This is a genomic window from Massilia sp. BHUDP2, from assembly GCF_046236355.1.
Lineage (GTDB): Bacteria > Pseudomonadota > Gammaproteobacteria > Burkholderiales > Burkholderiaceae_D > Telluria > Telluria varians.
The window spans coordinates 238,563-258,031 of sequence record NZ_JBJUVW010000003.1 but is presented as its reverse complement, the minus strand read 5'-3'; the positions used below and the strand labels follow the sequence as shown (position 1 = coordinate 258,031).

General features: G+C 58.2%; 15 protein-coding genes. 11 read left to right on the top strand and 4 right to left on the bottom strand.

The window, feature by feature from the left end; genetic code table 11:
* The first annotated feature begins 1,065 nt into the window (after positions 1–1,065).
* The 4 genes from ACK6C6_RS17920 (at position 1,066) to ACK6C6_RS17905 (ending at position 9,046) form a co-directional block, all read left to right on the top strand.
* Positions 1,066–1,986, top strand: coding sequence for a DUF4007 family protein (locus ACK6C6_RS17920; protein WP_409268568.1), 921 nt, complete (start codon positions 1,066–1,068; stop codon positions 1,984–1,986).
* Positions 1,979–5,284, top strand: coding sequence for an ATP-binding protein (locus ACK6C6_RS17915; RefSeq protein ID WP_409268566.1), 3,306 nt, complete (start codon positions 1,979–1,981; stop codon positions 5,282–5,284). Before ACK6C6_RS17920 ends, ACK6C6_RS17915 begins: the two co-directional genes overlap by 8 nt.
* On the top strand, positions 5,277–6,116 hold the full coding sequence (locus tag ACK6C6_RS17910; RefSeq protein WP_409268564.1) for a phosphoadenosine phosphosulfate reductase family protein: 840 nt from the start codon (positions 5,277–5,279) through the stop codon (positions 6,114–6,116). The genes ACK6C6_RS17915 and ACK6C6_RS17910 overlap by 8 nt, the downstream gene beginning before the upstream one ends.
* A gap of 287 nt (positions 6,117–6,403) precedes the next feature.
* Complete coding sequence (locus tag ACK6C6_RS17905; protein ID WP_409268563.1) at positions 6,404–9,046, top strand: DNA phosphorothioation-associated putative methyltransferase; 2,643 nt, start codon at positions 6,404–6,406, stop codon at positions 9,044–9,046.
* Positions 9,047–9,071: 25 nt separating this feature from the next.
* Here ACK6C6_RS17905 and ACK6C6_RS17900 read toward each other — a convergent pair whose 3' ends face one another.
* Both ACK6C6_RS17900 and ACK6C6_RS17895 read right to left on the bottom strand, forming a co-directional pair.
* Complete coding sequence (locus ACK6C6_RS17900; protein WP_409268561.1) at positions 9,072–9,560, bottom strand: hypothetical protein; 489 nt, start codon at positions 9,558–9,560, stop codon at positions 9,072–9,074.
* A 145-nt stretch (positions 9,561–9,705) separates the two neighbouring features.
* Positions 9,706–10,023, bottom strand: a complete 318-nt coding sequence (locus tag ACK6C6_RS17895; protein WP_409268560.1) for a hypothetical protein — start codon at positions 10,021–10,023, stop codon at positions 9,706–9,708.
* Positions 10,024–10,136: 113 nt separating this feature from the next.
* Between ACK6C6_RS17895 and ACK6C6_RS17890 the strand changes: the two genes are divergently transcribed.
* Both ACK6C6_RS17890 and ACK6C6_RS17885 read left to right on the top strand, forming a co-directional pair.
* Positions 10,137–10,364, top strand: coding sequence for a helix-turn-helix domain-containing protein (locus ACK6C6_RS17890; RefSeq protein WP_409268558.1), 228 nt, complete (start codon positions 10,137–10,139; stop codon positions 10,362–10,364).
* Between the two features lie 358 nt (positions 10,365–10,722).
* On the top strand, positions 10,723–10,884 hold the full coding sequence (locus ACK6C6_RS17885) for a type VI secretion system tube protein Hcp (RefSeq protein WP_409268557.1): 162 nt from the start codon (positions 10,723–10,725) through the stop codon (positions 10,882–10,884).
* On the opposite strand, the gene ACK6C6_RS17880 is transcribed toward ACK6C6_RS17885, so the two are convergent.
* Positions 10,881–12,308 carry a hypothetical protein gene (locus ACK6C6_RS17880; RefSeq protein WP_409268556.1) on the bottom strand — a complete coding sequence of 476 codons (1,428 nt, stop codon included), beginning with the start codon at positions 12,306–12,308 and terminating at the stop codon, positions 10,881–10,883. The two genes, ACK6C6_RS17885 and ACK6C6_RS17880, sit on opposite strands and share 4 nt — an antisense overlap.
* Positions 12,309–12,626: 318 nt before the next feature.
* On the opposite strand from ACK6C6_RS17880, the gene bla reads away from it, so the two are divergent.
* From bla to ACK6C6_RS17865, 3 genes are all read left to right on the top strand, one after another.
* On the top strand, positions 12,627–13,529 hold the full coding sequence (bla, locus tag ACK6C6_RS17875; RefSeq protein WP_409268554.1) for a subclass B3 metallo-beta-lactamase: 903 nt from the start codon (positions 12,627–12,629) through the stop codon (positions 13,527–13,529).
* Between the two features lie 59 nt (positions 13,530–13,588).
* Positions 13,589–14,434, top strand: a complete 846-nt coding sequence (locus ACK6C6_RS17870) for an MOSC domain-containing protein (protein ID WP_409268553.1) — start codon at positions 13,589–13,591, stop codon at positions 14,432–14,434.
* A gap of 131 nt (positions 14,435–14,565) precedes the next feature.
* Entirely contained in the window at positions 14,566–15,684 is a 1,119-nt protein-coding gene (locus ACK6C6_RS17865; RefSeq protein WP_409268551.1) for a DUF484 family protein, read from the top strand.
* A gap of 148 nt (positions 15,685–15,832) precedes the next feature.
* Here the strand turns inward: ACK6C6_RS17865 and ACK6C6_RS17860 are convergent, their stop codons facing one another.
* On the bottom strand, positions 15,833–17,812 hold the full coding sequence (locus tag ACK6C6_RS17860) for a cation:proton antiporter (protein ID WP_409268549.1): 1,980 nt from the start codon (positions 17,810–17,812) through the stop codon (positions 15,833–15,835).
* Positions 17,813–17,899: 87 nt separating this feature from the next.
* Here ACK6C6_RS17860 and ACK6C6_RS17855 point away from each other — a divergent pair, with 87 nt between their 5' ends.
* Both ACK6C6_RS17855 and ACK6C6_RS17850 read left to right on the top strand, forming a co-directional pair.
* A complete protein-coding gene (locus ACK6C6_RS17855; RefSeq protein ID WP_409268548.1) occupies positions 17,900–18,922 on the top strand; it encodes an SIS domain-containing protein in 1,023 nt (340 codons plus the stop codon).
* The gene (locus tag ACK6C6_RS17850; protein ID WP_409268546.1) at positions 18,922–19,452 is read left to right on the top strand and encodes a KdsC family phosphatase; all 531 of its coding nucleotides are present in this window, start codon (positions 18,922–18,924) and stop codon (positions 19,450–19,452) included. The genes ACK6C6_RS17855 and ACK6C6_RS17850 overlap by 1 nt, the downstream gene beginning before the upstream one ends.
* The last annotated feature ends 17 nt before the right edge of the window (positions 19,453–19,469 follow it).

Sequence of the window (19,469 nt, the reverse complement as noted above, 5' to 3'; positions counted from 1 at the left end):
AGCAATTTTTTTGAGGCGTGGGAGATGTCAAGACGGCACCGCTGCTTACCGAGGTGCGGATGTCGTTCCCGTGTGACTCAATCCTTTACAATTAGCAATATTACGATAAATCATTAACAGACTGAAAGCCCGATTGCCCAATTTTTTTACCGATTGAACAAAATGCAACAAATACTTTGAGATGGGGTATATGGCGTTTAGACGGTTAGTGATCGAGTACGTAATCAAATTTAAGTCGGTGATTTTTGGATAGATTTGCGGCGTATGCGGCCTCACATATTTTTATTTGACAATCGTACGTACGCTGTTGGGATGCGATAAAAAAATAGGGAATCCGAATGGAGATGCGATGAGTGGAAGGATGTTTAAGGCAGAGATATCAAGTAGTGGGGGGAAAGTCGTAGTGGCTGTTACGGCGCCCAATGACGCAACGGCTTTTAGTCGCTCATTTCACGCAATCTGTGATGCCGAACGTTGGCTCGCTAGACTGGCACGGGCTGGTCTACAAAAACGTGAATGTGTCTACTTACTTGAGAAAAGTATTTTGCCATTTGAACTAGGGCCACTTGGGCCAATTCAAATTCTGGACAAAAGGACGTCTAGACGTTTCCAATTGCCGGAGCTATTTTATTGAGCGTCAAATTTGCGGGTTTATCAGCGTAGTATGCCTCGCATACGATAGCTATTTCACAAAGATTAAAATTTACCAATATTGGTATGGTGACATTCGTGGGCATTGGTTGTGACTTTGCAACGTCGCTGGTGGAAGAAATCTCTGAAACACAAGTATTGAGAGGCAAGTAGGCGATAAGCTGCTCCCACACGGCGGGATGACTATCGTACAATATGATGAGGCAAAGCAACGTTGTAGGCATTCCAAGCTAGGCCACCTCAGCTATGGATTCCTACTGTCCGTCGACTCTACAACCCCGCGGTCACCCAAATTGACTGTAAATAAACACAGGTAGCTACGGACGAGCTACAATCTAGACAACGCGACTGGTGGTTGTCACCAGTCCGCACAGTGAGCAACTGGAGAGCGTCTCCAGTTGAATGATCCGAACCATGGCATATAACGAACCGCAAATTGAAGCCCATTTTTCCGGGCACGAGACCTTTCCTCTTCGGCAGATGTGGCTGAAAAAGGCTTTTGACCGTGCTGACACCCGTTGGGTTGTCTCCAAGGAAACTTTTTCCGATGACAACGCCATTGCGACGTTTGGCGTCGGTCGAAACATGGTGTCGTCAATCAAACATTGGGCACTCGCATGCGAAATTATGCGCGAAGATGCTTCGAAGAAAAACTTCATCATCAACGATGTGGCTCGGAAAATCTACGTTGATGGCGGCTATGACCCTTATTCGCAATATCCGACCACGGCGTGGTTTGCCCATTGGTGTTTGGCAGGGCGCGGCACGCGTTCTACCACTTGGTTTTGGCTGTTTAACGTCTTAAATGCACAGACGTTTACGCGCGACGAGGTGATGCCGTCGTTGGCAAAGTTCGCGCAGTCGATCTCGGCTGGAAAAAAGCTTTCCCAAGCAACGCTCGCTCGCGACCTTGAAACCTGCGTACGCGGTTATGCGCCGCGTTCTGCATCGAGTTCCGTCGAAGAGGCAGCCGAGCCAATGCTGGCAGAACTCGGTCTCATCCAAGAAGAGCGTAAAGGCGTGTATTCGTTCCGCCGCGGTCCGAAATCGTCGCTCACCGATGCATTCTTCGCCTGGGCTCTCGTGGATTTTTGGGATCGCTATCACCCCGGCGAAACCTCGTTGACCTTTGAGTCCATTGCTTATGGACTGGGGTCACCTGGAAGGGTGTTTAAATTAGATGAAGAGTCGACCGCAGAACGCCTTTTTGCACTGTCGAGTCTGACTGAGGGTAAGTTGAAGTGGTCTGATACTTCGGGACTGCGTCAGATCTACCGCGGCGAACTCGATGTCGGCAATTTCAAGCGGGCCATGATGGAGAAGTCGTATGAATAAGGCGGCGGAAATACAAATGGGCCAAGCGGTGCAGATCGCCCGTCATTATCGCCGCTCTGTCCGCATCGATGCGGATATTGGACGTGCGGAGGCCCTCGACGGTTATGTGTTGACCGACACCGCTTGTAACGCGCTGTCGATTATGTGCCGGCAGGTCAATGGTTCTAAAGATCGCGCGTTCACCTGGACTGGACCGTACGGCAGCGGTAAGTCGTCCTTAGCCGTGGTCCTAGCATCTGCGTTATCGACCGATAGTGAGGTATGTGCACGCGCTACCGACATTCTCGCCAATAAAGTACAGGGATTTGCAAAGGCTTTTCCAGTCTCGTCTAAAGGATGGCTCGTTCTTCCCGTCGTCGGTAAACGCGGCAGCATTGCCGTTGAGGTCGCGAAAGGCTTGGACAAGGCACTTCCTCGTTCCAAGGCCCACGATGCGAGCCAAGTGACGACGGACCTCGTGGCTATCGCTGAAGGAGCGCGTTTTGATGGCGTGCTCCTGCTCGTGGATGAGATGGGCAAATTCTTGGAAGCGGCCGCAGTCGGTGGCGAGGACATCCATTTCTTCCAGGACCTCGCAGAGAAGGCGGGGCACTGCAAAGGCAAGCTCGTCATTGTCGGCTTATTGCACCAGTCGTTCCGTCAGTACGCTTCGCGTTTGGGCATTGAAGCGCGCGAGGAGTGGGCGAAAATCCAGGGGCGGTACGGGGACATTTCGTTCGTTGCCACCGGTGACGAGGTGGTCCAGCTGATCGGTAACGCAATCGAGTGCGACATCAAGCATCCACAGAGCGTTGATACCGCTCGCACCATCGGGGCAGCGATTGCGAATCGCCGCCCCAGTGTTGGTGAGAGCATGGCGGAGCTGCTCGACCAATGTTGGCCGCTGCATCCGATTACGGCTGCTCTGCTCGGCCCCGCATCTCGTCGCCAATTTGGCCAAAATGAGCGCAGTGTATTCGGCTTCCTGTCCTCGCTTGAACCACATGGTTTCCAAGATTTCCTGCAGGCCTGGGATGGGCAGGCTGCCTACGGGCCGGATCGATATTGGGATTATCTGCGAGCCAATCTCGAGCAAGCAATTTTAGCGTCGCCGGATGGCCATCGCTGGGCGCAGGCCGTGGAGTCGGTTGAGCGCGCTGAGGCGAAGGGGGCCGACGCTGTTGAGCTGGCGCTGGCTAAGGTGCTCGCTTTGGTCGATATCTTCCGTGGCACGTCCGGTTTGTTAGCAACCGATGATGTACTGCGCACCGCTATCCCAGGCACGCCCGAGAAAAAAGTACTCGCAGCACTTGAAAAGCTGAGCCATTGGCGGGTTGCGGTATTTAGAAAGCACATCTCGTCGTGGACGGTGTTCGAAGGCAGCGACTTCGATATCGATCAAGCCGTGGCGAAGGCGCGCGCGACCTTCGCTGGCGTCGACACTGCGACTCTCACTGGGATGGCAAATCTGCATCCAGTCGTCGCTAAACGCCACTACCACGAGACGGGTACGTTCCGGTGGATGCGTGTATCCCTGCATACCCTACAAGAGGCCGAGCGCCTGGCCGATAGTTATACCGCCGAGGGCGGTGAGTTTGGGCGTTTCGCGTTGGTGCTACCCGACCGTCAATCGGTCCAGCAAGACGTGATCGCGAAGCTCTCCGCATTGGAGCGAGACAAAGACAAAACGGTCGTGTTTGGTGTTCCACCCAACTACCAGCTTGTTGCTGACCTGGGCGCAGAACTGGTATCGCTGCGCATCGTCGAAGAAACAAGTCCGGAGCTCGATGGCGACTCGGTGGCAAGACGCGAAGTAGCGGCGCGGCTGTTGGCGGTCAAAGGCGCGCTGGAAGAGTCGTTACGCGAAGCGGTTGCCAAAGCCCACTGGGTGGTTGGTGACAATGCCGAAAAGGTGAAGAGTCTTGCTGCTTTGGCTTCGGACATGGCTGACACACGTTTTGAAGAGTGTCCGAATGTTTGGAGTGAACTGATCAACCGCGACGTGTTGTCCACGAATAGTGTTAAAGCACGTCGCGACTTGATGCACCGGATGGTCAACAATGGCGATCAACAACACCTAGACATCGAAGGCTTCCCAGCTGAACGTGGTTTATACGAGACCGTCTTGTCTGAACCGGGACTGCATGGCGAAATTGGTGAGAACGCGTGGGGTTTCAAAGCGCCCCTGCCAAACGATAAAGCGCGCATGTCGACGCTTTGGGAAGCGACTAAACAGGCCATCGTTGATGGCGGTGCCAAGGGGGCCACTGCTACTGAGATCTATGCTAATTGGGGCCGAGCACCGTATGGTGTAAAACCGGGCTTGATGCCTGTCTTACTGCTTGCGTTTGCGCTGACGCATTCGGAACACATCGCCGTCTACCGTGATGGCATGTTTGAGCCGAAATTGACCGATGTCGATGCGGACGAACTTCTGCAAGATGCGCGCCGCTTCAATCTGCGCTGGGTAGACAAGGATAGTAACCACATCATCGCTCTTGAGTCGATCGCGGCTGCGCTGCAGGCTTGTGGTTTCCCACCGGCTGGACACTCGCCGCTCGACATTTCACGTGGCCTCGTAAAACTGGTGTTTACTCTGCCGGTTTGGGCCAAACGCACCCAAAATGTGTCGAAGCAAGCGAAGTCGGTGCGCGATATTCTGCTGCGCGCAAGTGATCCGAATCGTCTCTTGATGATTGATCTGCCGACGACGCTTGGTGTTCCAATGACCGAGGTCGGTCCGGTGATCGAGCCCTTGTTAAAGGAGTTGCTCGATGCCTATCCTCAGATGCTCCAGCGGGTGGATAAGGCAATGGCCGAGTCGCTTGATACAAGCGAAGGTGCGGACTTGGAATTGCGTGAACGTGCGGAGCCAATTTCCAAGCTCGGCGCAGATCTTCGTCTCCAAAGTTTTGCATCGCGCTTGATGAAGCGGGACGGCTCGCTGGAGGCGATCGAAGGGATTCTGAGCTTAGCAGCGAACAAACCTCCACGTGATTGGACGGACCTCGATGTCGACAGCGCACTGCTTGCCGTGTCCGACCTGGCATTGGCGTTCCGCAAAGCCGAGGCGCTCATCAATGTGCAGGGCGCTGGCCTCGGGCGTGAAGCGATTTCGGTTGTGGTAGGCACTGGTGGCACGTCGCAAGTGATCACGAAGAGCTTCGAGCTTGCACGTCGCGATAAGCAAGTCGTGCAAGACGCGGCAAACAATGTGTTAGAGCAGCTTGAACGTCTCGGCCTGAAGGGCGACTTGTTGTTCGCGGCGTTGGCGAAGGCAAGCGCTGCGTTGTATGAGAAGGAAGCAAAGAATGGCTGAACGACACGTTCTAGGGTTGTCAGGTGGTCGAGACAGTGCGGCGCTGGCTGTGTACGTTCGGCAGACCATGCCCGAAATCGATTTCGAGTATTTTTTTACAGACACTGGCAAAGAACTGCCGGAAGTCTATGAGTTTTTAGGCCGTCTGGAAGGGTATCTCGGTCAGCCGATCCTGCGACTGAATCCGCGGCGCGACTTCGATTTTTGGCTGCGCGAATATGGCAACTTTTTGCCGTCGCCGCAGACTCGATGGTGTACCCGCCAATTAAAGCTCGCACCTTTCGAGCAGTACATCAAGCCCATGCTTGCTGCCGGCGACAAGGTCTTTTCATATGTCGCCATCCGCTCGGATGAGGACTATCGGGAAGGGTACTCGGCAAAGCAAGCCAATTTGAAAGTGCTGTTGCCGTTCCGTGAAGCGGGAATCGACAAAGCGGGCGTCATCGAGATCCTCGAGTCGTCCGGCGTGGGCATGCCCAAGTACTATGATTGGCGGAGCCGCTCTGGTTGCACTTTCTGCTTCTTCCAGCAAAAGATTGAGTGGGTGCGCCTGCGTGAACTTCACCCCGAGGCGTATGAGGAGGCGAAGAGCTACGAGAAGACCGCTCTGGACAGCGGTTCACCATTTACGTGGACGCAAGGCGAGGCATTGACCGAGCTCGAAAAGCCCGAACGCGTCATCCAGATCAAAACGGACTATGAGGTTCGCCTGGAACGTGAAAAGGCGCGTCGTCCCGTCAATCCTTTACGCCAGTGGGACGAACCGATCGACATCGATGATTTGTATGGCGAGGACGAGGGCGGTGGATCGTGCAACATCTGCCACAAGTAGCAGGGCAGTAGACGTTTCGCCAACCACAAAGGGGGACTCGTCCCCCTTTTCTTATGCTCGGCGGCTTCAACTTGCCCGCCACTCTCCCATCATGCTCGGCGGCTTCAACTTGCCCGCCACTCTCCTATCCGCAAAATCCTTTGGGCCACGCGCCGCGGCATATGCGTCGCGTTAGCACTGTCATATACTCAACGGGGCATACCGAGTGCGATTGCGAGCCTGTGGCGTTAGCTGGGCCCGTTGACCGCGAAGCCGCCTGCGTGGCGCAACCCAAGTGAGCCATCCTTATGAGTAAAGAGGCCTTAAGCGCATCTGAAGTCGGCAAATTCGTTGGCGGCTATCTGTACCTGCACACGACTGCCTTACCTGATTTGTCGGAAGCGTGGCGCCAAGCGACCGCGAAAGCAATCGAGTTGGCACGCGTGCGACCGGATCACGAATTTAATGTCATCAAGCTTCACCAACACGGTGAAGAGCTCTCTCTGCTCGACTATCGCAACTTTTTCGACGACCCATTTCCTTCACTGGGAAGGAGTTGGCGTGTTTCGCTTAGTCGCGGCTCAGTGGTGTACCGCACCTATGAGGAATCGCGCAATCCACCTATCTTGCACCGTAAGGAGCTGCTGCTGCCCACCTCGCACCATCGCCTCCACGAATACCGCGCGATGACCGAGGCAGCGGAAGCGCTGGGGCTATTTTCCGAAACCAATCGCATCGGTTTTCGAGCCCAATGGCATGCGTTGATACGCGAGCGGGGGTACGAGCTAGTCGCGGGACAATTTCGTCCGCTTGCCAATTCGGTGACGGACGACGGTGAAGCTTGTGCGTCGGATGGGGAGGAGGGCATCGGGGTTCGCCGGCACCTGACTGCGCTGACGCGTTCGAATTTCTCTTCCCCCATCCAGGCCTTACTGCGTCATGGACTCGTTGGAAAGGACACGCGCTTTTTCGATTACGGCTGTGGCAAAGGCGATGACGTGCGCAACCTATGTGCCAATGGGGTAACGGCTAGTGGTTGGGACCCTTATTACGCGAAGGATGCGCCTAAGCGATCGGCCCATACCGTCAACCTCGGCTTCGTCATCAATGTGATCGAGGACCTCGATGAGCGCGTGGCGGCCTTACGCGGCGCCTACGATCTTACCAAAGGGGTGCTTGCAGTCGCTGCGATGCTAACCAGCCAATGTCCCGCAGATGGACGTCCGTACCGCGACGGCTACCTGTCCTTGCGCAATACCTTTCAAAAGTACTATTCGCAGGCGCAACTGCGCGATTTCATTGAGCATACTCTGGACGAGAACGCCATCGCGGTAGTGCCCGGGGTGTTCTTCGTGTTTCGCGATAAGGAGCTGGAACAGCGGTTTTTGGCGGCACGTTATGGACAGCAAAGCCGCTCGAGCATACAGGGCTGGTCGTATGTGTCTCAGACGAGGCTTCCCAAGCCGCCCCGCACAGTGCGCGAGTCAAGGGAGTCTCGTGACTCGCGTCCGGCGCTTGACCGAACAAGCCAGCTGTTCATGGTCAACCAAGACGATTTTGAGCAATTGTGGCTTCGCTTCCTCGAGCTCGGCCGACCTGCTGAGAAGCATGAGGTCGATGAGGTCTTGCGGGCGCGACTCGAACAGGCGGTCGGCTCTTGGGCAAAGACCACACGTATCGCGGTCGATCGGTTCCCGGTGGGCGAGCTCAGTGCAGCACGTGCCGCACGTGTTTCCGACCTGGTGGTGTTCGGCGCGCAGCGCCAGTTCGAGAAGCGTGCCGTTTATCGAGAGCTCGAGCCAGGCTTACGCGCTGACGTTCGTTACTTTTTTGGCGATCACGCGACCTGGCAAGCCAGCACCCGGACGGTGCTGTTCGACATTGGCAATGTTGCATGCATCGACGCCGCATGTCGCGAGGCTGCCGCGAAGGGTTACGGATATTTGGAAGAAGGGCACTCCCTGCAGCTACACATCAGTTTGCTCGAACGCTTGCCGACCGTCTTGCGGGTTTACGTCGCGTGCGCAACCATGTTGTGCGGTGATATATCGGAATTCGACCTAGTCAAAATACACATCCGTTCGGGTAAGTCCACGCTACTCAAATTTGAAGATTTTGAAGGACATCCGTTGCCGCGCTTGCTTCAACGCGTCAAAGTGAACCTGCGTGATCAAGACCTCGACGTGTTCGCTTATGGTGCGGACTATCCACCCACACTGCTGTATCACAAGTCGCGCTTTATTAACGAGGAGTTCCTGCATTTTGCCGAGCAGCTCGCGTTCGAGGAAGGGCTCGACAAGCTTGGTCTACACGATCTGTCTGGATACGGTCCGTCCGAAACGGCGTTTAATCATGCGCTGGCCGACGCCCGGTGGGAGATCGACGGCTTTGCACTGCGGCGTGCCACGGGGGAGCCCAATATCGATGACCCGTGCGGCGCGAATCTTACCTATCGCGACCTGATCGAGTGCGGTGAAACCCAGGCCCGCACTGGCCTTGCGAACCGTCCAAAGGAGCCCGACACCTATACCGCGTTGTACGAGCTCGCCAAGCATGTGCTTGACCCGGTCATCGACTATTACGGGATGGTCAAGCTCACCTACGGGTTTTGTTCGCAGGAGCTCGCGAAACAAATCAAAGGGCACATCGCGCCGGAGCTCGATCAGCACGCTGGACACGAACAAAAAAAAACGGGCAAACCGGTTTGTGAGCGGCTTGGTGCAGCCTGCGATTTCCTCGTCGAGGATGAAGACATGGAGGAGGTCGCGAACTGGGTATTTGAAAACACGGAGGTCGACCGGGTGTATTTTTACGGGAAGGATCGTCCAATTCACGTGAGCTACTCGGGAACACCGGCGCGACAACTGGTGGCTATGCTACCGACACACTCTGGCCGTCGAGTACCACGAGTGTTGCGAAAAGCACTATTAGCTGATGATGTGCGACGGTAGAGACGAAGTGCATCCCTTCGCGGGATCATTTAGATGTGCCTCTTCTGCTGTCGTGCCATGCCAACCAACCGTGCCGATGTGCTCGTGCGTCGTGCAACGCATGGTGCCATGGCCCATTGCGCTCGTGATATCGAACCACAGCACGATGGAAAACGGACGAGTCGACATGCCCGCGCAAATCATATCGACCAATCAAGTTAGGCGGACGCACGTCACCCAGCGCATCTAGAAGTAATTCCCAATCCGTAAAGCTGTCACAGGCAATGGCGATGCTGCGTGGTAGCGTTAAAAACCACATCGTTAGCTGGACTGCCAGCTGATCTCGGTCGAGGGCCGGGCCTGCGTTTCCTAGTTGTGGAAGTACGGCCGCATGGACGAACGAGTTGCACCATTGCCGTTCATAATCCGACCGTTCCAAGTACAGCTCATACTGCCCGTCTTCGCTCACCATCCCAATGCTGATGAGGTCGCAGTTCAGTAAATCCGTGTATTCCGTATCGAGAAAGATGAGCACAAAATTTCTCCCCAAGGATGTGCGGTGAGGGCTGTTCCGAATAGTACTTTTACTGGTCTACAAATCGAACTATGCCTAGAGCGAACTCGCCAACAGAGGAGCCCTTGGGAAAATTACGCGGATGAGGATTGATAGCGCTCGCCCTTTACTTGAGCACCCATTCTAAGAACGCCGCTCCTACAAGAATCACTATGAAACCGAAGAATGCAATGACTCCCATCGCCACGATGACCTTGCGGTATGCGTAGCTCAGCAAGAAGACGGCAAAGCCCGACACTACGTAGATCAGCTTTGTGGTCGTAGTGTGTACGACAAAAAAATGGACCGTTGAGAGCAAGTGACTTAGCATCCAAATGCTTATGCCGGTTACTACGGAGGGCACCGCCACATCGAGCAACTCGCCGCTCTTACCCTGCATTTCCGCGTCCGATAGGATCCTATTGCCAACTTTATACCAGCCCATGATGTTCCTCCGGTTAACTCTTGTAGATTATATTCAACAGCCGGTGAATGCAATCATTGTTGTAGAATATATTCCGTGGATTAAAGGTCTCGGGTTGCTCATCCTCGGCGTTGATGGGACGAGACTACGAACAAGTGCGCCAGGACTTGGCACACAATATGAAAAGCCTTCGGCACGAGCGCAGCTTGTCGCAGGAAGCGCTTGCTTTGAGTGCCGATGTAGATCGCACTTACGTCAGTCAGATCGAGCGAGCGGTGGGCAACCCGTCGTTGCTCGTGCTTTGCAAGTTGACTTCAATTTTAGGAACTGATGTGCTCAATTTGCTCGAGAGGCCGAGGTAAGCCAGTGCTGAGACGGTGTACTTACGCCGGCGCTCACTAGGTCCGGCCTGGCTTTCGTCCGGGGTATCAGCTTAAATTGTGTATACGGAAGTGACTATAGACTGAGAGGGGGAAGCGCTCGGCCCAGTGGAGATGCGGCCTTTCCGTTGAACTTTCACTTTAACGTCTAAGCACGACGTCGGAACTCAGCGGATTCCGATGACAACGAAAGCCCCGGGTCTCTTCAGAGCCGGGGCCTTTTCTCATCCATGCTCGTTGGGCAGGGCATTCTCCTCAACGCTTGAGTAAGTTGATTCTGCACACAGATCGTTACTGCACAGCGGTTGAAAATCGCAAATGGACAACTGAGGAGAACAACATGGCAGCTGATATCTATTTGCGGATTGATGGTGTCAACGGTGAATCGAATGATGACAAGCACAACGGATGGATCGAGGTCGTAGCGGCCGATTGGGGCGTTACCCAGCCGGCTGTACTCGACGGCGCGCCCTGCTATGAAAGTTCTGTTGGCCGCTCTTAGTTTTTCTTCTCGGTGAGCGCTTTCCATATTTGCGAATTTGCACAACGCTGCGCCAGGGTGGCCTGATTTGCATCAGGAAGTATCTTTGCCCGGCTATTCATCAAAAACACTTTCCTCTCGTCGTTCCACTTTATCTGGACTGAATCAGCCCGGAAAGTTGGTGTCAGTCGCGCAACTTCTACTGCCCATTCCCCAGACTCGACTGTGACGTTGCTGAAAGTAACATTACTCAAGCGTCGTACGGCGAATTGTTCGGAAGAGGGCATTGCCGTATTCTTGAATACAACCGCTTCCAGCGTTGCCATGGTCCAGTCTGTAAAGCGCAGATCGGAGTCGGCAAATAGAGAAGCGCGCACGTCAGCCCGGTTAAATTTGGCTATTTGCAGGTTGGTCTTCCGGACAGAACTGCAGCTGATCAGTGAATCGCTTATGTCCAGGCCACCAGCATACGCCTCCGCAATGTCGAGTCCATCAATCAGCGAATGGCGGAAATTGCCGCGAACGTCAATCGCATTTTGAAGGAACTGTTTCAAGATCAGGCCGCGTTCAGGGCTGTATGCCCGCGCGGTGAGCATTGGCGAGCTGTCGTTGTCGTCTTCCATTAGAGGTTCGACAATCAGTCGATAGGGTGTCAGGGCATTGGTAATCGCGTGTGCCTGGCCTGTCACATCGGCAGACGGGGTAATGTTTGCTCCAGAACTGAAAAATGTTTCGGGAAACTTGTGGCCCCTGTTTTCCTCTGCCTTGCGCGCGTACTCCTCCCGCTCAGCGTATGTTTTCCGTAATGCTTCATCACCGGCCAGTTCCGCTTTCTTCGCCAACCACTGAAAACGTGTCTCTTCAGAACTCGGAAAAATAGTAAGCTGGCTCCAGCAATGAGCGAACGCGAAGTCGCCAACCGTTTTCGCTTTCGCTGCCAACGCCTTCATGTCGATACACGTCTCTTCGCTTTGCTGCGAAATCGCTGTGAGGAGGCTGGACACTTGGCCGCTAAATTGTGACGCCATACTCTGCTGGCTCAAATAAATTTGCTTATCGATCTTCGCATTTTGTGCATGCATCAGGCCATATGTCAGCACCGCCGGCACCCCGGCGCTAATTCCAATGATGATAGTGGTCCAGAATTGCCGGTTCATGAATGAACCGATTAACCTCGTCCATTGTTCAAACGGAACCCGCCGCAGTCGCGGTGCGTCGGACTCCCGGTAGCTTTTTTCGATGTCTTCGAGCGCGGAGTTGACCGACATGCCAAAACCGAACAAGCGAACAACTTTGAACAACATTCCAGCGGATGTTTTGTATCGACGGTTCGAATTGTTAGTTTGCTCAAGCTGTTGCCTCAAGCTCGCCAATTCTGTGCGAAGTTTTGCATTTTCCAGAGCCAGCGCTTGCGCGTTGACTTCCTCTTCGGTTTCAGTTGACATATTTGCTCTGGCAGGCTTGGTTAAGCGATTTTCTCGCATTACTCGAATGCGTAGCGGCAACATGGTCTCAAATAACAAAGAGGACCACAAGCTGATTTGCCGTGGGATTTATCTTGGCGATTCAGATGTTCTGATAAGGTTTGAGTCACCGAGTATTCGACTCAAGTGCCTCTCCATCAAGCGCGACTCTTTATTTCGTGGTCCGATTCATCCCACATCGACGGCGCTTCGTCCCAAAATTGTTCGCTGATTGCCACTTTCATGTTCAACTGGGGATCAGTAAGGCACTCCCGAACATCATCGATAAGCGAGAGAATCATGAAAACCAGCCTGGTCACGACCGCCCTTCTGTTTGCCGCAAACGCCGCACTGGCGCAAGACGCCATCAACTGCAGTTCCTGCGCCGAGTGGAACCAGGCGGTTGCCCCCTTCAACATCCACGGCAACACGTACTACGTCGGCACTGCCGGCCTGTCCGCCCTCCTGGTCACCAGCCCGCAAGGCCACGTCCTGCTCGACGGCGCACTGCCCCAGTCAGCCCCGCTAATCCAGCAGAACATCGAGTCCCTCGGCTTCAAGATGAAGGACGTCAAACTGATCCTGAACTCGCACGCCCACTTCGACCACGCCGGCGGCATCGCGGCGCTGCAGAAGGCCAGCGGCGCCACGGTCGCCCACAGCCCGCACGGCGCCCAGGTGCTGCGCGACGGCACACCCGGCACCGACGACCCGCAGTACGATCCGAAGGAACGCTTCCATATCCCCAAGGTCGCGCAGGTAAAGGAAGTCGCGGACGGCGAAACCCTGTCGGTCGGCCCGCTGCGCTTCACCGTCCACTACACCCCCGGCCACACGCCCGGCGGCACTACCTGGAGCTGGCAGTCCTGCGAGCAGGGCAAGTGCCTGGACATGGTTTATGCCGACAGTTTGACCGCAGTGTCCACCGACGGCTTCTACTACACCGGCGGCGCCGGCTACCCAGACCGCTCGGCAGCTTTTCGCCAGACGATTGACAAGGTCGCCAAGCTGAAGTGCGACATCGTGATCGCCGCCCATCCAGGTTTCAGCGATGCGTTCGACAAGGCCAAGCGCAAGACCGCGGACACGAACCCCTTCATCGATCCAGAAGGCTGCCGCAAACTGGCCGCCGGCGCCGCCAAGAGCTTGGAGGCGCGCCTGCAGCGGGAGCGCACTGAAAAGGCCAAGGCTGCCGGGGGCTGAGGACAGAGACGTGGATTGCTGCCATACTGTCGGCCTTCATCCGCACGCTCTTGAACAGCATGGCCACCGTTACCGAACTCCTCATCTACCCGATCAAGTCCTGCGCCGGCATCCCGGTAGAGGAGGCGCAGTTCCTCGTCTCGGGCCTGGTGGCGCAAGGCGTGCACGACCGCGAGTGGATGCTCGTCACCCGCGAGGGCCAGTTCCTGACCCAGCGCGAATACCCGCGCATGGCGCTCCTCACCCCGCGTATCGATGGCGATGCCGTCGAGGTGACTGCCCCCGGCATGCCGCCGTTGCGCCTGCCGCTCGCGCATGACCCCGCGGCAGCGAAGATGACCGTCCAGATCTGGGACCACAGCGTGGAAGCCGCCGACTGCGGCGATGCCGCTGCCGGCTGGTTCGCCGATGCCATCCAGGGGCCTTGCCGCCTGGTGCGCTTCCGCCCTGACGTGCAGCGTCCCACCAGCACCAAGTGGACCGGCGGCGTGCCCGCCGAAACCCGCTTCGCCGACGGCTACCCGATCCTGGTCATCGGCCAGGCCTCGCTCGACGACCTCAACGCCAGGTTGCAAGCCGACGGCCGCGCGCCGCTCTTGATGAACCGCTTCCGCCCGAACCTGGTGGTCGACGGCATCGAGGCCTTCGAGGAAGACTACGTGGAATCCTTCACGGCCGACGCTCTCGCGATCCGCCCGGTGAAACCCTGCGCGCGCTGCCCGATCCCGGCGATCGACCAGGCCACCGGCATTCCCGGCCCCGACCCACTCGACATCCTGCAAAGCTACCGCGCCAACCCGCGCATGGAAGGCGCGGTCTGCATGGGCATGAACTGCATCGTCACGAGAGGCGAGGGCGCGTCCTTACGCGTCGGCCAGCAGCTCGACACCGCCATCGCGTTCTGAACCCGCGCGGCCGCCCGCATGCGGGCCGCATAGGTGTTGCAGTGTCGTTAAATCGCCCACCCGGGCGATTTTTCGTTTCCAAGGCAAGAAAGATGGCGTAATGTTACGGTTATTGCTGAAAGGAATTTTCAATGCACGAGCCGGATGCGCAGACGCGAGAACTGATGCTGGAGAACGAGACCCTGCGTTCCCGCATGGCGTACCTGCTCGAGCAGGCCGAGCGCAACCACTCGATCATGACCCGTCACCAGGCCTTCGACCTGCAGATCGTGGGGGCGAGCTCGTTCCAGGAACTGGTGTCGACCATCTTCGGCACGCTGCCGATCATCTCCGAACTCGATACCGTGACCCTGTCGCTGGTCGATCCGGACGCCGACATCTACACCGTCATGCACAAGCTGGGCGTGGACTACGAACAGCTGCCCAACCTTCTGTTCTGCGAGCATGCCGATGAACTCGGATTCAGGGTGGCGGAAGGGCGCCGCCCGCGTCCCGTGCTGGGGCCGTATGCGCCTTCGCGCCACGGCGCCATGTTCCCGCAGCCACCCAAGAACCTGCAGAGCGTGGCTCTGGTGCCGCTGCTGCGCAATACCCGCCTGATCGGCAGCCTGAACCTGGGCAGCGCGGACCCGAACCGCTTCACGGCCTCCCTCGGCACCGATTTCATCGAGCACATGGGCTCGATCGTCGCGATCTGCCTCGAGAACGTCATCAGCAACGAGATGCTGAAGTTCATCGGGCTGACCGATTCGCTCACCGGCGTCTACAACCGCCGCTACATCGACCGCCGCCTGGTGGAAGAGATCGCGCGGGCGCGCCGCCAGGGCTACCGCATCTCCTGCATGTACATCGACATCGATTACTTCAAGCAGGTCAATGACAGTGTGGGACACCAGGCCGGCGACGAGGTGCTGCGCGAAGTGGCCAACCGCATCAAGGCCGAACTGCGCATCTCGGACGCGCTGGCGCGCTTCGGCGGCGAGGAATTCGTGGTGCTGCTGATCGACGCCGACCTGGAAAGCGCCAGCATGGTGGCGCAGCGCATTCGCGCCAGCGTGGCCCTGAACCCGGTGCACCTGAGCACGGGCGAGGAGGTGCCGGTGACGGTGTCGATCGGCGTGGCTTCGCTGGATGATTTCGAGCGCGATCATGCGATCGAGGGCGTGGCGCAGGATCTGGTGGCGCAGGCGGATACGGCCTTGTATCAGGCGAAGGCCAACGGGCGCAATCGCGTGGTGTCGTTGTCGTAACCGATTACGTTTTTCGTAGGGTGGGCGGGGTAATTTCGGGCAATGCCCGGAATTACAAACGCCCACGCGGCGATAGTTAAATGCGAGATCATCGAGCACGACAACGGAGTCGGTAACAATCACCGCGTGGGCGGGAGACCCGCCCACCCTACAGTAAGCGGCTTTCGGCACGGCTGACGGCTTCTCCTTCACCCCGCAGCACCAGCACATCCCCCGCCAGCAGCGTCGTCTCCGGATCGAAGTGCAGACTCTGGCCATTGCGCCGGAGTGTCGTCACCTCCGCCCCCACTTCCTCCAGCGCCAGCTCGCGCAGATGCAGCCCGATCGCCGCGGCGCCGCTGTGCAGGGTCACCGAATGCAGGCGCACGTAGCTGTGCTCCAGGTCGTCCGAGACGTCGCTCGCGCCGTGGAAGTAGCCGCGCAGCGAGGCGTAGCGTTCGTCGCGCGCCACCTGCACCCGGTGCACCACCCGGCGCAGCGGCACGCCCATGGTCACCAGCGCGTGCGAGGCCAGCATCAGTGAGCTCTCGAGCGCTTCCGGCACCACCTCGGTGGCGCCGGCGCGCTTGAGCACGTCGAGGTCGCTGTCGTCGTGGCTGCGCACGATCACCGCCAGGTTCGGGGCCAGCTCGTGCACCAGGTGCAGCACCTTCAGCGCCAGTCTGGTGTCGGCAAAGGTGATCACCAGCGCGCTGGCGCGGTTGATGCCGGCCGCGATCAGGCTTTCGCGGCGCGCCGCGTCGCCGTAGGAGACATTCGCGCCGGCGCGTTGGGCTTCCTGCACCCGCTCCGGGTCCAGGTCGAGGGCGTACCAGGGCAGCTTTTCTTCGCTCAGCAAGGTCGCCAGGCTCTGGCCGCTGCGCCCGAAGCCGGCGATGATCACGTGCTTCTGGGTCTTCATGGTGCGGCTGGCGATCTGGGTCAGCTGCAGCGACTGCATCATCCATTCGTTGGCCGCCAGCTTCATGACGATGCGGTCCATGTTGTCGATGATGAAGGGCGCGAGCAGCATCGACAGCACCATCGAGGCCAGCACCAGCTGGATCAGGAAGGGGTCGACCAGCTTCGAGCCCATCGCCAGGTTGAGCAGCACGAAGCCGAACTCGCCCGCCTGGGCCAGCGCCAGGCCGGTGCGCATCGCCACGCCGTCGCTCGAACCGAAGGCCTTGGCCAGCGCCGCGATGATGGCGAACTTGAGCAGCACCGGAAAGATCACCAGCGCCAGCACTACCCACCAGTGCTGCAGCACCAGCTGCAGGTTGAGCAGCATGCCCACCGTGATGAAGAACAGCCCGAGCAGCACGTCGCGGAAGGGCTTGATGTCTTCTTCCACCTGGTGCTTGTACTGGGTCTCGGAGATCAGCATGCCGGCCACAAAAGCGCCCAGCGCCAGCGACAGGCCGGCCTGCTCGGTGACCCAGGCCAGGCCCAGCGTCACCAGGAGCAGGTTCAGCATGAACAGCTCCTGCGAACGGCGCTTGGCGACGATGGTGAACCAGTTGCGCATCAGCTTCTGGCCGAAGATCAACAGCAGGGCCAGCACGAAAGCCGCCTTGAGCGCCGCCCAGCCGAGCGTGATGGCCAGTTCCTCGGCCGGGCGTGCCAGCGAGGGAATCATGATCAGGAGCGGCACCACCGCCAGGTCCTGGAACAGCAGGATGCCGATGATGCGGCGCCCGTGCTCGCTTTCCAGTTCGAGCCGTTCGGTGAGCATCTTGACCACGATCGCGGTCGAAGACATGGCGAGCGCTCCGCCCAGCGCGAACGCGGCCTGCCAGCTGACCTGCAGAGCGGGTACCCACCAGGAAATGAACAAACCGAAAGCCATGGCGGCCACGATTGTCAATACGACTTGAGCCAGACCCAAGCCGAACACGATACGGCGCATCGACTTGAGCTGGGCAAGCGAAAATTCGAGCCCGATGGAAAACATCAGGAAGACGACGCCGAATTCGGCCAGCGCATGGGTGGCGGGACTGTCTTCGGCAAGGGCCAGCGCATGGGGGCCGATCAATACGCCGACGGCCAGATAGCCGAGCATCGGCGGCAGGTGCAGCATCCGGAAGGCGACCACGCCCAGCACGGCGCAGCCCAGCAGGAGCAGGGTCAGTTCAAGTCCGGAATGCATCTGCCACGGTTGTTTTTTCGTTATCGTTGTAGTGGTTTGTTACGACTGGCAAGTTTTTTGCTTATCCAATTCGGATATACTGCCACTATGAGTTTAACCGATGAAAAAATAATGCTGAAAAGTTTTGACGCGGACCAGGCCCGCCGTGTACTGGAGCTGGGCCGCGAGACCCTCGCCATCGAAGCCGACGCGATCCGCGCCCTGCATGCGCGCCTCGGCGACGACGACAGTTTCGTGCGCGCCGTGCAGCTGCTGTACGGCTGCACCGGGCGCGTGGTCGTCTCCGGCATGGGCAAGTCCGGCCACATCGGCCGCAAGATTGCCGCCACCCTGGCCTCGACCGGCACCCCGGCCATGTTCGTGCACCCGGGCGAAGCCGCCCACGGCGACCTGGGCATGGTCACCACGCACGACGTGTTCATCGCCATTTCGAATTCCGGCGAATCGTCCGAGCTGCTCGAGATCCTGCCGGCCATCAAGCGCATGGGCACCCCCGTCATCTCGATGACCGGCAAGCCGCACTCGCGCCTGGCCAAGCTGTCCGAGATCCACCTGGACATCTCGGTGGCCAAGGAAGCCTGCACCCTCAACCTGGCGCCGACCACCAGCACCACCGTCACCCTGGCCATGGGCGACGCGCTGGCCGTGGCGCTGCTCGACGCGCGGGGTTTTCGCGAGGAAGACTTCGCCATGTCGCACCCGGGCGGCGCCCTGGGTCGCCGCCTGCTGACCCACGTGCGCGACGTGATGCGCAGCGGCGACGCCATCCCGGCGGTGTCCCCGGACACCCCGCTGACGCGCGCGCTGCTGGAAATCAGCCAGAAGGGCATGGGCATGACCGCCGTCGTCGACGAAGAGCGCCGCCCGGTCGGCGTGTTCACCGACGGCGACCTGCGCCGCCTGATCGAGCGCGTGACCGATTTTTCGAACATCAGCATCCGCGACGTGATGCACGCCAACCCGCGCCGCGTCCATCCGGAACAGCTGGCGGTGGATGCCGTCGCCGTCATGGAAGAATTCCGCATCAACCAGATGCTGGTCGTCGATGGTGAAGGCCGCCTGGTCGGCGCACTGCACATCCACGACCTGACCCGCGCCAAGGTGATCTGATGACGCCAACCGAATTCATGCAGCGCGCGGCGCGCGTCAAGGTGATGATCTTCGACGTCGACGGCGTGCTCACCGACGGCAGCCTCACCTACGGCCCGGACGGCGAAGTCACCAAGACCTTCAACGTGCTCGACGGCCTCGGCATCCAGCTGCTGAACAAGACCGGCGTGAAAACCGCCATCATCAGCGCACGCAAGTCGCCGATCGTGGTCAAGCGCGCCAGTGATCTGGGCATCGCGCACGTCTACCAGGGCATCCACGACAAGCGCGTCGGCTTCGCCGAGCTGCTCGCCGCCACCGGCGTCACGCCGGAAGAATGCGGCTACATCGGCGATGACGTGATCGACCTGCCGCTGTTCACCCGCGTCGGCTTCGCCGTCACCGTGCCCTCGGGCCACCCGGAAGTGCAGCACCGCGCCCACTACGTCACGAAGAATGCTGGCGGGCGCGGCGCGGTGCGCGAGGTCTGCGATCTCGTCATGCGCGCGCAGGGCACCTACGAACAGGCGCTGGCGCCGTATTTCGCGTAACACGGCGATATCGGACA

Bases quoted from the DNA above. Each gene is read 5' to 3' on its own strand.
- ACK6C6_RS17850 (WP_409268546.1), top strand. From the start codon at position 18,922: ATGACGCCAACCGAATTCATGCAGCGCGCGGCGCGCGTCAAGGTGATG.
- ACK6C6_RS17890 (WP_409268558.1), top strand. From the start codon at position 10,137: ATGGGACGAGACTACGAACAAGTGCGCCAGGACTTGGCACACAATATG.
- ACK6C6_RS17865 (WP_409268551.1), top strand. From the start codon at position 14,566: ATGCACGAGCCGGATGCGCAGACGCGAGAACTGATGCTGGAGAACGAG.
- ACK6C6_RS17880 (WP_409268556.1), bottom strand. From the start codon at position 12,308: ATGTCAACTGAAACCGAAGAGGAAGTCAACGCGCAAGCGCTGGCTCTG.
- ACK6C6_RS17905 (WP_409268563.1), top strand. From the start codon at position 6,404: ATGAGTAAAGAGGCCTTAAGCGCATCTGAAGTCGGCAAATTCGTTGGC.
- ACK6C6_RS17855 (WP_409268548.1), top strand. From the start codon at position 17,900: ATGAGTTTAACCGATGAAAAAATAATGCTGAAAAGTTTTGACGCGGAC.
- bla (WP_409268554.1), top strand. From the start codon at position 12,627: ATGAAAACCAGCCTGGTCACGACCGCCCTTCTGTTTGCCGCAAACGCC.
- ACK6C6_RS17860 (WP_409268549.1), bottom strand. From the start codon at position 17,812: ATGCATTCCGGACTTGAACTGACCCTGCTCCTGCTGGGCTGCGCCGTG.
- ACK6C6_RS17910 (WP_409268564.1), top strand. From the start codon at position 5,277: ATGGCTGAACGACACGTTCTAGGGTTGTCAGGTGGTCGAGACAGTGCG.
- ACK6C6_RS17920 (WP_409268568.1), top strand. From the start codon at position 1,066: ATGGCATATAACGAACCGCAAATTGAAGCCCATTTTTCCGGGCACGAG.
- ACK6C6_RS17895 (WP_409268560.1), bottom strand. From the start codon at position 10,023: ATGGGCTGGTATAAAGTTGGCAATAGGATCCTATCGGACGCGGAAATG.
- ACK6C6_RS17885 (WP_409268557.1), top strand. From the start codon at position 10,723: ATGGCAGCTGATATCTATTTGCGGATTGATGGTGTCAACGGTGAATCG.
- ACK6C6_RS17870 (WP_409268553.1), top strand. From the start codon at position 13,589: ATGGCCACCGTTACCGAACTCCTCATCTACCCGATCAAGTCCTGCGCC.
- ACK6C6_RS17915 (WP_409268566.1), top strand. From the start codon at position 1,979: ATGAATAAGGCGGCGGAAATACAAATGGGCCAAGCGGTGCAGATCGCC.